The sequence below is a fragment of the Actinophytocola sediminis genome, assembly GCF_054779715.1.
Genome location: NZ_BAAGXS010000023.1, coordinates 40,439 through 55,468, shown reverse-complemented (window position 1 = coordinate 55,468; position 15,030 = coordinate 40,439). Strand labels below are relative to the sequence as shown.

General features: G+C 67.1%; 14 protein-coding genes. 6 read left to right on the top strand and 8 right to left on the bottom strand.

Features of this window, described 5'->3' with window-relative positions:
• Position 1 precedes the first annotated feature (1 nt).
• The 5 genes from yicI to ACYVIP_RS15280 all read right to left on the bottom strand — a co-directional run bounded on the left by yicI (position 2) and on the right by ACYVIP_RS15280 (position 6,355).
• Positions 2–2,266, bottom strand: a complete 2,265-nt coding sequence (gene yicI / locus ACYVIP_RS15300) for an alpha-xylosidase (protein WP_460396576.1) — start codon at positions 2,264–2,266, stop codon at positions 2–4.
• Complete coding sequence (locus ACYVIP_RS15295; RefSeq protein ID WP_460396574.1) at positions 2,263–3,081, bottom strand: carbohydrate ABC transporter permease; 819 nt, start codon at positions 3,079–3,081, stop codon at positions 2,263–2,265. Before ACYVIP_RS15295 ends, yicI begins: the two co-directional genes overlap by 4 nt.
• The gene (locus ACYVIP_RS15290) at positions 3,078–3,980 is read right to left on the bottom strand and encodes a carbohydrate ABC transporter permease (protein WP_460396572.1); all 903 of its coding nucleotides are present in this window, start codon (positions 3,978–3,980) and stop codon (positions 3,078–3,080) included. The genes ACYVIP_RS15295 and ACYVIP_RS15290 overlap by 4 nt, the downstream gene beginning before the upstream one ends.
• A 1-nt stretch (position 3,981) precedes the next feature.
• A complete protein-coding gene (locus tag ACYVIP_RS15285; RefSeq protein ID WP_460396570.1) occupies positions 3,982–5,271 on the bottom strand; it encodes an ABC transporter substrate-binding protein in 1,290 nt (429 codons plus the stop codon).
• Between the two features lie 79 nt (positions 5,272–5,350).
• A complete protein-coding gene (locus ACYVIP_RS15280) occupies positions 5,351–6,355 on the bottom strand; it encodes a LacI family DNA-binding transcriptional regulator (protein ID WP_460396568.1) in 1,005 nt (334 codons plus the stop codon).
• A 427-nt stretch (positions 6,356–6,782) separates the two neighbouring features.
• Here ACYVIP_RS15280 and ACYVIP_RS15275 point away from each other — a divergent pair, with 427 nt between their 5' ends.
• Together ACYVIP_RS15275 and ACYVIP_RS15270 are read left to right on the top strand one after the other, a co-directional pair.
• Positions 6,783–7,403, top strand: a complete 621-nt coding sequence (locus ACYVIP_RS15275) for a DUF6879 family protein (protein ID WP_460396566.1) — start codon at positions 6,783–6,785, stop codon at positions 7,401–7,403.
• 21 nt (positions 7,404–7,424) lie between these two features.
• Complete coding sequence (locus ACYVIP_RS15270; protein ID WP_460396564.1) at positions 7,425–9,755, top strand: ATP-binding protein; 2,331 nt, start codon at positions 7,425–7,427, stop codon at positions 9,753–9,755.
• A 39-nt stretch (positions 9,756–9,794) separates the two neighbouring features.
• Here ACYVIP_RS15270 and ACYVIP_RS15265 read toward each other — a convergent pair whose 3' ends face one another.
• Positions 9,795–10,274, bottom strand: coding sequence for a nitroreductase/quinone reductase family protein (locus ACYVIP_RS15265; RefSeq protein ID WP_460396562.1), 480 nt, complete (start codon positions 10,272–10,274; stop codon positions 9,795–9,797).
• Positions 10,271–11,050: an SDR family oxidoreductase gene (locus ACYVIP_RS15260; protein WP_460396560.1), complete on the bottom strand. Its 780-nt coding sequence runs from the start codon at positions 11,048–11,050 to the stop codon at positions 10,271–10,273. Before ACYVIP_RS15260 ends, ACYVIP_RS15265 begins: the two co-directional genes overlap by 4 nt.
• A 113-nt stretch (positions 11,051–11,163) precedes the next feature.
• Between ACYVIP_RS15260 and ACYVIP_RS15255 the strand changes: the two genes are divergently transcribed.
• Positions 11,164–11,808 (top strand): TetR/AcrR family transcriptional regulator, encoded by a 645-nt coding sequence (locus ACYVIP_RS15255; RefSeq protein ID WP_460396558.1) that lies wholly within the window; start codon positions 11,164–11,166, stop codon positions 11,806–11,808.
• Between the two features lie 31 nt (positions 11,809–11,839).
• Here ACYVIP_RS15255 and ACYVIP_RS15250 read toward each other — a convergent pair whose 3' ends face one another.
• Positions 11,840–12,214: a hypothetical protein gene (locus ACYVIP_RS15250; RefSeq protein ID WP_460396555.1), complete on the bottom strand. Its 375-nt coding sequence runs from the start codon at positions 12,212–12,214 to the stop codon at positions 11,840–11,842.
• Positions 12,215–12,421: 207 nt separating this feature from the next.
• On the opposite strand from ACYVIP_RS15250, the gene ACYVIP_RS15245 reads away from it, so the two are divergent.
• The 3 genes from ACYVIP_RS15245 (at position 12,422) to ACYVIP_RS15235 (ending at position 15,023) form a co-directional block, all read left to right on the top strand.
• The gene (locus ACYVIP_RS15245) at positions 12,422–13,315 is read left to right on the top strand and encodes a helix-turn-helix domain-containing protein (protein WP_460396553.1); all 894 of its coding nucleotides are present in this window, start codon (positions 12,422–12,424) and stop codon (positions 13,313–13,315) included.
• Between the two features lie 4 nt (positions 13,316–13,319).
• Entirely contained in the window at positions 13,320–13,520 is a 201-nt protein-coding gene (locus tag ACYVIP_RS15240) for a DUF397 domain-containing protein (protein ID WP_460396551.1), read from the top strand.
• A gap of 210 nt (positions 13,521–13,730) precedes the next feature.
• Complete coding sequence (locus ACYVIP_RS15235) at positions 13,731–15,023, top strand: M28 family peptidase (RefSeq protein ID WP_460396549.1); 1,293 nt, start codon at positions 13,731–13,733, stop codon at positions 15,021–15,023.
• Positions 15,024–15,030 lie beyond the last annotated feature (7 nt).

The following is a 15,030-nucleotide window of genomic DNA, read 5'->3' as shown; positions in this document are numbered from 1 at the left end:
GTCAGATGTGGACGGTAAGGGTCGATCCGGTCGCCTCGACCGGGTCGGCGCCGGCGAGCTGGACCCGCCAGGTGGCGGGCGGCCGGTCGACCTCGACGCGCACGGTGTCGCCGCGCCGGGTCGTGGTGAACGTGGCCGCGACGTCACCGCCCTCGGTGGGGATCGTGGTGATGACGGTGGCGCCGTCGGCGAGCTGAAAGACGCGCAGGGTGAGGCCGTCGGCGTAGTCGTAGTCCGGCCGGTCGTCGACCGCGCCGACCGGGATGACCGCGCCCGGCCGCACGAACAGCGGCACGCTGTCGAACCCGTGCCGCTCCCGGACCCAGCGCGGTCCGGAAACCTGTTGCCCGGTGAGGAAGTTGGTCCACTGCCCGGCCGGCAGGTAGTAGTCGACCGTGCCGTCGTCGGTGAACACCGGCGCCACCAACAGGTCCTCGCCGAGCAGGTACTGCCGGTCGAGGTGCACGCAGGCCGGGTCGTCGGGGAACTCGAGGACCATGGCGCGCATCACCGGCACGCCATCGGTGTGCGCCACTCTGGCCGCCTGGTACAGGTAGGGCATCAGCGCGGCCTTGAGCTTGGTGAACTGGCGCAACACCCGCACGGCCTCCTCGTCGAAGGCCCACGGCACCCGGTAGGAGTAGTTGGCGTGCAGCCTGCTGTGCGAGGACAACAGTCCGAAGGGGATCCAGCGTTTGAACAGCCAGGCCGGCGGGGTGCCCTCGAAGCCGCCGATGTCGTGGCTCCAGAACCCGAAGCCCGACATCGTCAGCGACAGCCCGCCGCGCAGCGACTCCGCCATGGACTGCGGCGTCGACAGGTTGTCCCCGCCCCAGTGCACCGGGAACCGCTGGGTGCCGACGGTGGCCGTGCGGGCGAACACCACCGCGTCCCGTTCGCCGCGCCGCTTGCGCAGCAGGTCGAAGACCGTGCGGTTGTACAGGTAGGCGTAGTAGTTGTGCATCAGCTCCGGGTCCGAGCCGTCGAAGTAGGCCACGTCGGTGGGAATCCGCTCGCCGAAGTCGGACTTGAAGCAGTCGACACCGAGATCGAGCAGCGCGTCCAGCTTGGCCGCGTACCACTCGCGCGCCTCCGGGTTGGTGAAGTCCACCACCGCCAGGCCCGGCTGCCACAGGTCCCACTGCCAGACGTCGCCGTTGGGGCGCTTGAGCAGGTAGCCCCTGGCCATGCCCTCCGCGAACAGCGGTGACCGCTGGGCGATGTAGGGGTTGATCCACACGCACACCCGCAGCCCGCGTTCCTTGAGTCTGGCCAACATCCCGCGCGGGTCGGGGAACGTCTTCGGGTCCCACTCGAAGTCGCACCAGGACAGCTCGCGCATCCAGAAGCAGTCGAAGTGGAACACCGACAGCGGCAGGTCGCGGCTGGCCATGCCGTCGATGAACGAGTTGACGGTCGCCTCGTCGTAGTCGGTGTTGAACGAGGTCGACAGCCACAGGCCGAACGACCACGCAGGCGGCAGCGCCGGCCGCCCGGTGAGCGCGGTGTACCTGGCGAGGATCTCCTTCGGTGACGGGCCGTGGATCACGAAGTACTGCAGTGACTGGGTCTCGGCGCTGAACTGGATCCGGGAGACGTCCTCCGAGCCGACCTCGAAGGAGGTCAGGCCGGTGTGGTTGACGAAGATCCCGTAGCCGGCGTTGGTCAGGAAGAACGGGATGTTCTTGTAGGCCTGCTCGCTGCTGGTGCCGCCGTCGGCGTTCCAGATGTCGACCACCTGACCGTTCTTGACCAGCGGCCCGAACCGCTCGCCCAGCCCGTACACCGCGTCGCCGACGCCGAGCGTGAGCCGCTCCCGAAGATGATGCCCACCGTCTGCTGTGGACATGATGGCCAGGTCGTTGTCGCCACTGGTGGTGAGCACCCGCCCGGCGGCGGTGAACGTCACCTGCCATGGCGCCGCCCGGCCGACCCGCACCGTCAGCTCGCCGGAGGTCAGTGCCGCCGACGTGTCGGTGACCTCGACGGTGCCGGCTGGTTGGCCATCGCCGAACAGCTCGAACCGCGGCGCGGTGGTCGCGCTGCCCGCGTGATGGGTGATCCGTACGCCGATCACGTCGGGCATCGGCGAGCTGAGGTCGATGGTGAGTACCGCGCCGCTCTGCAGGTCCTGGCGGGTGCGCACCGGATAGGTCGGCGCGAGGATCCGCAGGCCGTCCGCGGTCGGCGCGGCGTCGAGTACCTCGACGGGATAGGCGGCGGTGACGCCGGGGCGCATCATCCAGTGGCCGTCGGTGAACTTCATTTGATTGCTCCCACCGCGATACCTCGGGTCAGTGTTCGTTGGAAGATCAGGAAGAACACCACCGCGGGCAGGATGCCCAGCAGTGCCGACGCGCTCTGCGCGGTGACGTCCATCAGTCGTTGTCCCTGCAGCACACCGAGTGCCACCGGGACGGTCTGGTTGTCGTTGGAGACCAACATGATCATCGGGATGAAGAACTCGTTCCAGGTCCAGATGAAGAAGAAGACCAGCAGGACCGACAGCGTCGGCCAGCAGATCGGCACCACCACTCGCCACAGGATCTGCCACCGGCTCGCGCCGTCGATCCTGGCCGCCTCGACCAGCTCGCGCGGGAAGGTCGCCAGCACCGAGGAGAGCAGGTAGGTGCCGAACGCGCTCTGGATGGTGGTGAAGATGATGATCACCGCGAGCCGGGTGTCGTAGAGGTCGACCTCCTTCGCCATGAAGTACAACGGATAGACCAACGCCTCCTGCGGCATCAGGTTGGCCAGCAGGAAGACCGCGACGATCCACACGCGACCCTTGATCCGGCCGATGCCCAGCGCGTAGGCGGTGACGATCGACACCAGCACCGCGAGCACGGCGACCGAGCCGGCGATCACCGTGCTGTTGACCAGCTTGAGCTCGAAGTCGACCCGCTGCCAGAAGTCCACGATCCCCTGCAGATACAGGCTTTCCGGCAGCCCGAGCGGACCGTTGGTGGTGTAGTCGGTCGGCGATTTGAACGCGTTGACCACGACCAGCGCGAACGGATACAGCATCGCCGCGGCGAGCAGGACCAACACGCCGAGCACCACATGTCGCCGAATGGTCATTTGTCCCTCGCGTTCTGCGCCCGCAGGAACAGGAACGTGAGCCCGAGGATGAGCACCGTCAACACCGTGGCGATCGCCGCGCCGTAGCCGACATTGGTCTTCTCGAAGAAGTTCTGGAACGAGAAGTACGCCGGGGTGTTCGTCGAGCCACCCGGTCCGCCACTGGTCAGCACGAAGATCTTGTCGAAGGACTTCAACGAGGCGATCGTGCAGGTCAGCAACACCACGAAGATCTCAGGCCGGATCTGGGGCACGGTCACCGCCCACAGCCGCTGCCACCAGGACGCGCCGTCGAGCTCGGCCGCCTCGTACAGCTGCGGGTCGACTCGCTGCAGCCCGGCCAGGAAGATCACCAGCGGGTAGCCGAGCTGGATCCACAGCAGCACCCCCATCACCGACAACAGCGCGGTCCGCTCGTCCCCGAGCCAGTTCTGGGTCCAGGACTCCAGCCCGACCAACCGCAACAACGCGTTCGCCGAGCCGTACTCCGGATGCAGGATCCAGCCCCACACCACCCCGGCCACCACCGCGGGCAGCACCTGCGGCAGGTAGAACGACGCGCGCAGCACGGTGGTCGTGCGGTTGCCGAACCGCTTGGCCACCACGTCGAACAGCGCGGTGGCCAGCAACAGCCCGAAGAACGTCGGCAACACCGCCATCGCCACGATCAGCGCCAGGTTGTTCCGAAAGGACACCCAGAACGTGGCGTCGGCGAACAGCTTGCGGTATTGGTCGAGGCCGACCCAGTCGGGCGTGCCGACACCCTGCCACCGGGTGAAGCTGATCCCGATGTTCATCGCCAGCGGCACGGCGATGATCACGACGAACAACAGCACGCCGGGAACCAGGTAGGGCAGGTAGCCCGCGCTCCGGCGCCCTTCCCGGCTGAGCAGCGCCATGTCAGGAACCGATGGTGGCGAGGTTCTCCTGGTACGGCCCGACCAGGTCCTCGAGTGCCTCGTGTGGTCCGGCCGAGCCGCTGATCAGCTTCTGGGTCATGGATACCAGCACGTCGTAGTAGCCGGGGACCGGCCAGTCCGGGTAGAAGGCGAGCCCGTCCCGGTCGACGAGCGTCTGGTAGTCCTCGACCAGTTTCTTGCTCTGTGGGTCGGTGATCGCGCTGGCGTCGGCCGCGACCGGGACGCCGCCGGAGTTGCCGAGCAGAGCCTGGGACTCGTGCTTCATGGTGATGTCGATGAAGTCGTAGGCCAGGTCCTTGTTCGGCGAGTTCTCCGGCACCACCCAGAGGTTGCCGCTCGAGCCGAGCGTCAGGTCGCTGCCGGGGAACAGGAAGGTGTCCCAGGTGAAGTCCTTGACCGTGGACTGCACCCGGCCGTACCACCAGCTGCCGGAGATCATCATCGGGAACTTGCCGTCCATGAACGCCAGGCCCATGCCCTCGGCGTCCACACTGGTGGCGTTCTTGTCGATGTAGCCCTTGGCCACCCAGTCGGCGAAGGTCTCCGCGCCGTAGACCCAGGCGTCGTCGTGGAAGTTGACCTCGCCGTTGTACTGCTGGAAGTTCCTCACCCAGTCGGTGTCCGCTTTGGACAGTGCGAGCTGGTAGAACAGCTGTTGGGCCGGATACTCCTTGCCGCCGAGCGAGAGCGGCGGGACGCCCTTGGCGACGAACGCGTCCATGGCCGCGGTCAGCTCGTCGAAGGTGGTCGGCACCGCGATGCCGTGCTGGTCGAAGAGGTCCTTGTTGTAGTAGACCATCGAGTACTCGGCGTAGTTCGGCACGCCGAACCACTTGTCGCCACCCATCACGCCGCGCTCGTCGTACTTGCAGGTGGTCTGCAGGCTGGGGGAGAGCAGCTTGTCCCAGCCGCGCTCGGTGACCTCGGCGGACATGTCGGTGAGCAGGCCCTGTTTGGACAGCAGGCCGGCGGTCGCGTTGCCCTTGTTGTACTCCAGGAGATCCGGTGCCTCGTTGGAGTTGAGCACCATCTGGGCGCTCTTCTGGATCTGCTCGAAGCCCTTCTCCTCGAACTTCACCGTGACGCCGTCGTGGGTGCGCTCGAACTCCTCGATCGCCTTGGTCCAGGCGACGCCCATGGCGCTGTCCGGGCTTTCGTAGTGCCAGAGGGTGAGTTCGTTGCCGGCGCCCGCGTCGCCGTCGTCGCCGCAGGCGGTGAGGACCATGGCCGAGGCGACCATGACCACGGCGAGCCTTCCTGGGGTGAACATCGTTGTCTCCAACCAGTGGGGATGGATCGTCGAAGCGATTCGACGATGTGCGCCGGAGGTTCCTATGTGGTTGTCGGTGCTACCTGGTGTGGCTGGTGCTGTCCCGCCGGGTGAGGCGGGCCTCGATCAGGGTGGCGTCGGGCACGGGTTGGCCGCCGAGCTTGGCCATCAGCAGGGCGACCGCCTCGTGGCCGACCTCCTCGGCGGGGATGGATACCGAGGTGAGCGCGGGCATGGCGTGTTCGGCGAGGTCGTCGGGACAGATCGCGACGACCGACAGGTCGTCGGGCACCGTGCGGCCGGCCTCGCGGAACGCCGCGAGCACCGGGGCGATGATCGGCTCGTTGTGCACCACGACGCCGGTCAGGTCGGGATGGTCGCGCAGCAGTTCGGCCACCACCGCCCGCGCGCCGGCCGGCGTCGACTCGCACGGGTGCACGCTCGCCGCGATCCCGTGGCGGGCGGTGGCCTCGACGAACCCGCCGGTGGTCCTGGTGGCGAAGCCGGTGCCGCGGGCGTAGACCTCGGGCGGAGAGCCGATCAGCGCGACGCGTCGGTGGCCCAGCTCGGCCAGATGGTCAACACACGCGACGGCCGCCGCGGTGAAGTCGAGGTCGATGCAGGTCAACCCGTCGGGCTCGGCGGGAAAGCCGATCAGCACGGCGGGCAGGCGCAGGTCGCGCAGTACCGGGACCCGCTCGTCGCGCAGCTCGACGTCCATCACGATGATCGCGTCCACCAACGAGGTGCCGGCGACCCGGCGTAACCCGGCGACGCCCTCGTTCTGGGTCAACAGCAGCACGTCGTGGTCGTGCTCCCGGGCGGCGGTGACCACCGAGGTGGCGAACCGCATGATCACCGGCACATGGATCCCGGTACGCAACGGGACGACCAGCGCGACCACGTTGGAGCGATTGCTGGCCAGCGCCCGCGCACCAGCATGCGGCTGGTAGCCGAGCTCCTCGATGCTGCGCAGCACCCGCTGCCGAGTCCGCTCGGTGATCGACCGCTTGCCACTCAGCACATACGACACGGTGCTGGGAGCCACGCCCGCGTGCCGGGCGACATCCTCGATCTTGGCCACATCGCCGCCCGGGATCGTCGAATCGCTTCGACGCCGAACACTAGCCCACCACCCCCCGCGAGTCCAACGCTCCTGACCGGGGCGGTGGTGACCGGCTTGGTCTGCGGGGGATCGTCACCGAGCGCTATCAGGCCCGATTATCGCGCAAATGACCATGTTTCGCAGAATTCTGGTGATCTGGATTTCCTAAATGTGCTGTCGCCAGATCCGGTTGGACATGATCTCTTGTTGTGCCTGGTTTCGCAACATGCGGATTAATCCAGGTGTTGACCTGTGGACGACTCGATGACCCGCTGGTATATTCAGATTGATGAATAATCTAACAAATGCCAGCGGCGGCTGCCCGCTGGCGTGTCCGGGGATCAAGGAGGGCGGTTGGTGATAATTCCGCGTAACATGATGCTCGCCGCGAAACCGGACATTCCTGATGCATGAACTGATACGCGGCGCCCGGTTCGAGACCTTGGCACTCGATGTGTACTGGGCGGACTTCGAGCGAAACTTCTGGCGCACCGGGAGTCCTGGGTTCTGGAAGCTGGAACGTGGACAGGAATTCCAGGAGCCAGGAAACGACAGCTGGGAGGCGTTCGCCGGCGGTCGCTGGGCCGAGTCCATGGATCTGGTCGAGGCTGGTCGCCGGGATATGCGGGACTACTACTCCAGAGTCGCCGAAAATGGTTTTTCCGCCAAGCGCGTTCGGATCGTGGAGGAGTCGATCACGGATTATCTGCAATGGGAGTTGCATGTGCTGCGTGCGCGTGACGAGAATGGCGGACTGGTCCGGGTCGTCGGGCCGGAGGTGGTCGCGACGTGGGAAGACGGAGATCCACTACCCGAGATCTACACGCTGGGTCACGACGTGATGTATGAGGCGGTCTACAACGATCACGGCATACTCGACTCGGCCCGAAAATTCACTGATCGTACGCTGATCGAGCACTGTCAGGAATTCATCGCGAACCTCTACGAAAAAGGAGAGCCACTGCGGTCGTACTTCGACCGGTGCGTCGCTGGCCTGCCTGCCCCCTGCAGTGGGTCCATGGCCTAGTCATTGGTGGAAGCAGTCCCTATGCGTGACGAAGAATCGCTACGTCCGGGTGAACCGGACCGGGCGGACAACCAACTCCACGGTCGAGGGTCGTCGTTCAGGGTGATTCCGCGACAGATCCCTGGCCTTGACCGGGGGTTTGTCAATCGGCAGGCGGAACTCGCCCACCTGGCCAGAATCCTCGAGGTAAGCAATGACGGGCCGTTGGTCGTCGTGATCACCGGTACCGCGGGGGTCGGGAAAACGGCACTCGCGCTGCGTTGGGCGCACAGTCTTCGCGGTCAGCATCCCAACGGGCAACTCTACGTGAACCTGCGTGGCTACGACCCGAGCCAGCCGGCCGACCCGGGGGAAGTGCTCGGCCGGTTCCTCCGAGATCTCGGGGTACCGCCGGCGGCGATACCGCACGAACTGGACGACCGGGCGTCACTGTTCCGCTCGGTCCTGGCCGGCAGACAGGTACTGGTCGTGTTGGACAACGCGGCCACCGTCCACCAGGTGCGACCGCTGCTTCCTGGTTCGCGGGAGTGCCTGGTCATCGTCACCAGTCGCAGCCGACTGTCCGGTCTGGTTGTCCGGCAGGGCGCCGCCAGGGTCACGCTGGATCTGCTTGGCGAGGACGACGCCGTCTCCCTGCTGCGCACCGTGACCGAGGGCTATCGCGACCACGACCACCATGCCGAGATGGTGGAACTCGCCGCTTTGTGCGCGCGGTTGCCGCTGGCACTGAGAATCGCGGCCGAGCGGGCGGCCGGGCGCCCGCGGATGCGGTTGTCCGAGCTGATCGCGGACCTCCGCCACGAGTCCGGCAACCTCTGGAAGGCGCTGACACCGGACGGCGACGACGACGCGGACGCGGTGCGGACGGTGTTCGCCTGGTCCTATCGGGCGCTCGTCGCGCCGGCCGCCGAGATGTTTCGCCTGTTGGGGTTACACCCCGGCGAGGATTTCGGCGTTCCGGCCGGTGCCGCACTCGCCGGCGTGAGTGTCCGCAACGCCCGCGAGAGTCTGGAGGCACTGGTCGGTGCCCAACTGATCGAACACAGCGGCCATGGCCGGTATCGGTTCCACGACCTCCTGCGCGCCTACGCGATGGACCAGTTGGCGCACGGCGAGGAGGTCGTCGACGCGGCGGTGGGCCGCGTGTTGTCGTGGTACCTGCACACGGCCGATGCCGCACAACGTGCCATCGCGCCGTTCGACAGCTACGCGCTGGCGGCAGAACCGGCCTCCGGCGTCATCCCGCTCAGCTTCGACGGCTATGACGACGCCCTTGCCTGGTACCGAACGGAGTCACGGAACCTGGTGGCCGCGGTTCACCGCGCCCGCGAGCACGGCCGCAATACCGTCGCCTGGCAGTTCGCCGCGGTCCTGCGGGCGATCTACATCCACCAGAACAGTTTCGACGACTGGATCACGGTGGGCAGGATCGGTCTGGCAGCCGCTGACGAACTGGGCGACGGGGTCGCGGAAGCCGAGGCACTCGACTGCCTTGCGAAGGCGTTCTTCCAAGCTCGGCTGCTCGATCAGGCGGCGGTGCACCACCGACGTCTGTTGACTCTGCGCCAGCGTCTCGGTGATCGGTTCGGCGAGGCCAAGTCCGTGAACGCCCTTGGCCTTCTGGCGTTGCGGCGCAGGCAGCTCGAGGACGCGGAGGAGCATTTCGCGGCTGGTGCCGACATGTTCACCGCCCTCGGCGAGCGACGCCTGGCGGCCCTGCTGCACGACAACCTCGCCGAGACGTTGGCCGACGCCGGAACTCCCGGGCGCGCCGTCGAACTGGCGCGCGCCGCGCTCGCGACCTTTCGCGATCTCGGCGACCGGTTCGGGATGGGTAACGGGTTGTTCACCCTCGCCAAGGCGCTGCGCACCGCCGGTCGGCTGAATGACGCCGAGACCGCCATCTCCGAGGCACTCGTGCTCGCGGACGAGGACGACAACGACGTGTGGCGGGCGCATTGGCTGGTGGAACTGGCCACCATCCAACTCGACGCGGGAAGCCCGATCGACGCGCTGACGAACTACCACCGGGCGGCCGTCCTGCAACGCCGGTTAGGCGACCGCAGCCGCGAGGCAATCGCGACCGACGGTTCGGGCATGGCCTTCCAACTGCTCGGCAACTACGAGGAGGCCGCCAAGTTTCATCGCCGCGCGGCCCAGGTCCAACGTGAACTGGGCGACGGGTGGCAGACCGCGACCGCGCTCGACCACCTCGCCACCGCCCTTGCCCAGGACGGCGATGCCGACCACGCACACCAACACTGGCGTGCGGCGCTCGAGCTGTTGACCGAGTTCGACGACGATGTGGCACGGGCCCTGCGCCGACGTATCTCCGCGCACGTGGGTGAATGACGACCTGGTGGGCCCGCCGGTATTCGATCTTGCTTGTCCTCAGCTGTCGCGATGGCGGAAGTTGATGCGCATCAGCCGGCTGTCGGCCCAGTCTTCGAGCCGAGTCGGCCGGATGGTGCCGGGATCGTGGGGCTGATTGAGATCCGCGACGATCTCCGCCAGCACGGCCTGACGTTCGGCCGGGTCGATGACCGGCGTGGCCCGTGCCTGCAGATCCGCACGGATCCCGTTCTTGAGGTGGAAGGTGAAGGTGGGATTGGCGAGAAGGTTCGCATGCCAGTCGGTAGCAGCCCCACCGGCGCCGCTGCACAGGTAGGTGGTGCCCGCGGCTCGGTAGAAGAAGATCTCGATGCGGCGTGGCCGGCCGGTGCGGCGCCCCAGCGTGGTGATGTCGATGATCCGTTCGCTGGTGCCCGCGGCGGGGGTGATCTCGATGGCTCGTCGGATGTGGTTGGGCAGGTGCGACAAGGACGCGTCCCGTGCGGAGTCGTTCCATCCGGTCGTGTCTGGAGTGCTCATGCGGTCTCGGTCTGCAGGGCGGGGCCGAGGAGGAGTCCACCGTCGATGACGTACTCCGACCCCGTGATGAACGACGCGTCTGATGACGTGAGGAACAGGAGAAGACGGCTGACGTCGGTCGGCTCTCCCAGTCGGGGGATGGCGAACGGCTCGGGTGAGTAGAAGTCGGCGATTGCCGCGGTGGCGCCGGCTGCTGGTTCGTGGATGAAGGAGGTCGCGATCACGCCGGGGTGAATGGTGTTCACCCGGATGTGGTCCCGGCCGAGTTCGAGCGCTGCCGTTTGGGTGAGACCTCGCACGGCCCACTTGCTGGCGACGTACGGCGCGTAGTGCGCTGTGCCGCCCAGGGCCATGGTCGAGGCGATGTTGACGATGGCTCCCCCTTTCGCGCGGCGCAGAGCGGGGGCGGCGACCTTGATGCCGAGGAAGGTCCCGGTGAGGTTGGTGTCCAGGATGCGCGACCACGTGGCCTGGTCCGTGTTCTCGATTGTCGCCGGCGGGTTCTGCACGCCCGCGTTGTTGACGAGCACGTTCAGGGCGCCGAAGGCGCTCTCGGCGGCCAGCACCGCGGCGGACCACGAGCTCTCGTCGGTAACGTCAAGGCGGGCGAAGCGAGCGCGGGTCCCGAGCTCGTCGGCGAGCGCGGCGCCACGTTCCGCGTCGATGCCGCCGATCACCACGTTCGCTCCCTCCGCGTGAAAGGCGCGCACGTGACTCGATCCCTGGCCACCGGTCCCACCGGTCACGAGCACGGTCTGGTCGTCGAAACGGCGCATCGGATGTTCCTTCGGTACGTGGGTGCAGTGGTGAGCCGAGCGACTCACCATCGGCATTGACACTAGGTCGACGCCAGTGGCGAGTCAAGCCACTCACCTCGTATGCTCGGCCCATGAGCAGGGTCGTGACGACGTATCACCAGCGTGTCGCCCAGGAGAAGCGCGCACTGATCGTGACGGCCGCGACCGCGCTGTTCCTCGAGTTGGGCTACGACCGGACGTCGCTGGCGCGGATCGCGGAGCGCTCGGGCGTGTCGCGGGCCACCCTGTTCAAGCAGTTTCCGAGCAAAGCGGCCCTGTTCGACGCCATCGTGACCGAGTCCTGGTCGACCGCCGACGAGGAGGATTCTCCGCCAGCGGGCAACGTCGTTGACGGGCTCAGCATCATCGGTCGCCGCTACGCCGAGCTGTTGGGCCGTGCCCAGATGACCGACCTGTTCCGAATCGTCATCGCCGAGCTGCCGCGATTCCCGGAACTCGCCAATGCGCAGTTCTCGCACGGGAAGATGCCCTACTTCGAGTCCGTACGCGGCTACCTCCTGGCTGAGCACGAGGCGGGAACGGTGCGGATCGAGGACGTGGACCTCGTAGCCACCCAGTTCCTGGGCATGATCTCCAACTACGTCTTCTGGCCGACACTCCTGGTGCCGGGCTGGGAGGTGAGCGCCGAACGCGTCGCTCAGGTGGTCGACGAGGCCGTCCGCACCATCGCCGCCCGGTACGCCGCGACCGGACCAGCGCCGTCGACCAACGACTGAGTCCCACCGACCGCATCTCCAGGCCCGGCGATCAGTCGGTGTCGTCGTCGGGTTCGGTGGGGCTGGCCGCGTTCGGGTCGAACCACACCAGCCGGGCGCGGATCCGGCTGCCGATGGAGAACCCGGGTAGCGCGTGTTCCGGGGCGCGCAGGTTCATGTGCAGGGAGCCGGTCGCGGAGCTGATCTCGGCGCGGTCGGCGAACGCCAGGCCCCAGGCCGCGATCGTGGCGTCCACGCGCTCGCCGTACTCCTGGACGATGGCGAACAGCCGGGGCGCGTCGTCGGCGACCATCTCCGCCAGCATCGTCGCGAACTGGGGCTCGTCGCACACGGGCGTCAGGTCGGTGGGGTCGGGCACGAGTTCTTCCAGCGGATGTGGCGCGTGCGGGGCGGTGGCTGCGGTCATGGGGTTTTCCTCCATCGGTGCGTGGGCGGCACAGGGCATTGCAATTACTGATAGCAACAGCGGTACATGTTGCACCTCTATGATTAGGTGAGTTGATCGGCTCAGCCCTGGAACAAGCCTATGTTGTAGCTTCAACTTGCATAGTCGCCAGATCGGGTGAAGGATTCTGAGTCACACACGGTGATCGGTTGTGAGAGGATCCGCGTCATGACGAGCCCATCGAGATCGATCAGCATGCAGCGGCGGCTGCTCGGTGCCGAGTTGTTGCGGCTGCGGGAGGTCGCCGGCCTGACCCAGGACGAGGCGGGAGAGCGGCTGGGCAAGGCGGGCAACAAGATCAGCCGCGCGGAGTCCGGGAAGATCGGCGTCGACAAGACCGACCTGGACGTACTGCTCGAGCTGTACCAGGCATCGGAGAAGGACCAGCTCTGGTGCCGGGAGCTGAACCGCACGGCCAAACCGAGGCGAGGCCGGCCGAACAGCGAGACCACGCTCTACCTCGGGCCGCGCTGGTTCCGCGCGTTCCGCGACCTGGAGGCCGACGCGAGCGAGATCATGGAGGTCCGCTCCGAGATCGTCACCGGGATCCTGCAGACCGACGACTACATCCGGGCCATGTTCGACGCGCAGGGAGTCGACCCGGACGACAAGATCATCAATGACACACTGCGCGTGCGGGCCGATCGGCGTCGACTACTCACCAGGGAGAACCCTGCCCGGTTCTCGTTCGTGTTGAGCGAATCCGCCTTGCGTCGGCGGATCGGCGGACCGGTGGTGATGTCCGAGCAGTTGCGGCACCTGGCGGAGGTGGCCTTGCTGCCCAATGTGACTCTCCAGATCATCCCGTTCGACGCTCGGTCCTACGAACCGATGGGCAGCAGTTTCACCCTGTTCCGGTTCGGCCACGAGATGGCCAACGACATCGTCTATCTGGAGATGTACGCCGACGCCGGCTATCTGGACAAGCCGCCGGAGACGGTGCGCCGCTACGCCGAGCTGTTCGGCCGCCTGCAAGGGGTAGCGCTGGGGCCAGTGGAGTCGCGACACTGGATGGAGGCCGTCGCGGAGGAATACACCGCAGCGGAGACTGTGAGGAGTTGACGCGATGACCGCCTCCACGGTCGAGGGCTGGGCTTCGGTCCGGTTCCGCAAGTCGAGTGCGAGCGACACCAATGGTGGCCAATGCGTTGAAGTGGGTGCACGTCTGGGTCTGGTTGCCTTACGGGACTCCAAGAGCCCGGGCGGCGGGCTGGTCGAAATCCCGGTGCCGGCATGGGCGCGATTCCTGGCCGAGTTACGGAACTGACCGATCCGGTCACCCCTGGCCGGCGATCCATTCCGCGTCACCGAAGCCGGCCGTCGTGGCTTCACCGACGCCATCGGCCTCGCCGCTACGGCACCCGCCGGTCGCGGTAACTGGGAACAACAACCATCAAACGGCTGAACGCCGCGTGCCGATCTGTCCAGGACGCTGAGTGATGACCCTGGTCGCTGCTCATCGCTGGAGGCTCCAACCATGAGAATCCTCGCCGCGCTCACCGTCGGCGTCCTGTTGGCCGGCGGCGCCACCGCGACCGCCGCGCCCGCGTCCGACATCCTCGCCGCGCCGGACATCCCGGTCGCCAACGTGCAGGCGCACCTCAACCAACTCCAGTCCATCGCCACCGCCAACGGTGGCAACCGCGCGCACGGCAACCCCGGCTACCGCGCGTCGATCGACTTCCTGCAGGCGCGGCTGGACGCCGCCGGGTTCGTCACCACCGTGCAGCCCTTCACCTCCGGTGGCACGACCGGCTGGAACCTGCTCGCCGAGTGGCCCCATGGCGACGCCGAGAACGTGATCATGGCCGGCGGGCACCTGGACAGCGTCACCGCCGGGCCCGGCATCAATGACAACGGCTCCGGGTCCGCCGCCCTCCTCGAGGTCGCGTTGACCGTCGCCAGCCAGAACCTCGCGCCGGCCAAGCGGCTGCGGTTCGGCTGGTGGGGAGCCGAGGAGCGTGGGCTGGTCGGTTCGACCAACTACGTCAACAACCTGTCGGCCACCGAACGGGCCACCATCGACGCCTACATCAACTTCGACATGATCGGCTCCCCGAACCCCGGGTACTTCGTCTACTCCGCCAGCGGGCAACCATCCGGGTCGCTTGAGCTGCAGAACGTGCTCGAGGCGCCGTTCGCCGAAATGGGTGTGCCGACCGAGCTGACCTCCGTCGGCGGTCGCTCCGACCACGCCGCGTTCGCCAACGTCGGCATCCCGGTCGGCGGGCTGTTCACCGGCGCGGAGGGCACCAAGACCAGCGCGCAGGCCCAGAAGTGGGGCGGCACCGCCGGGCAGGCCTATGACCAGTGCTACCACCGCGCCTGCGACACCATCAGCAACATCCACCTCACCGCCCTGGACCGCAACGCCGACGCGATCGCCTACGCGGTCTGGACGCTGTCCACCACGGCCGACCCCGAGCCCGGGCCGCGCTTCGTGAACGACACCGACCTCGCCATCCCGGACCTCACCACGGTGCACAGCCCGATCACCGTCTCCGGCGTGCCGGACACCGTGGCGACCTCGCTGAGCGTCGGCGTCGACATCCGGCACACCTACCGCGGCGACCTGGTCGTCGACGTGCTCGCACCGGACGGCACCGCCTACAACCTGCACAACCGCGGCGGCGGCGGCGCGGACAACCTCATCGGCACCTTCACCATCAACGCCCCCGGCGAGGGCGCCAACGGCCAGTGGCAACTGCGCGTGCGCGACGCCGCCCAGGCCGACACGGGCACGCTCACCTCCTGGTTCCTCCAGTTCTGAGCCGTAC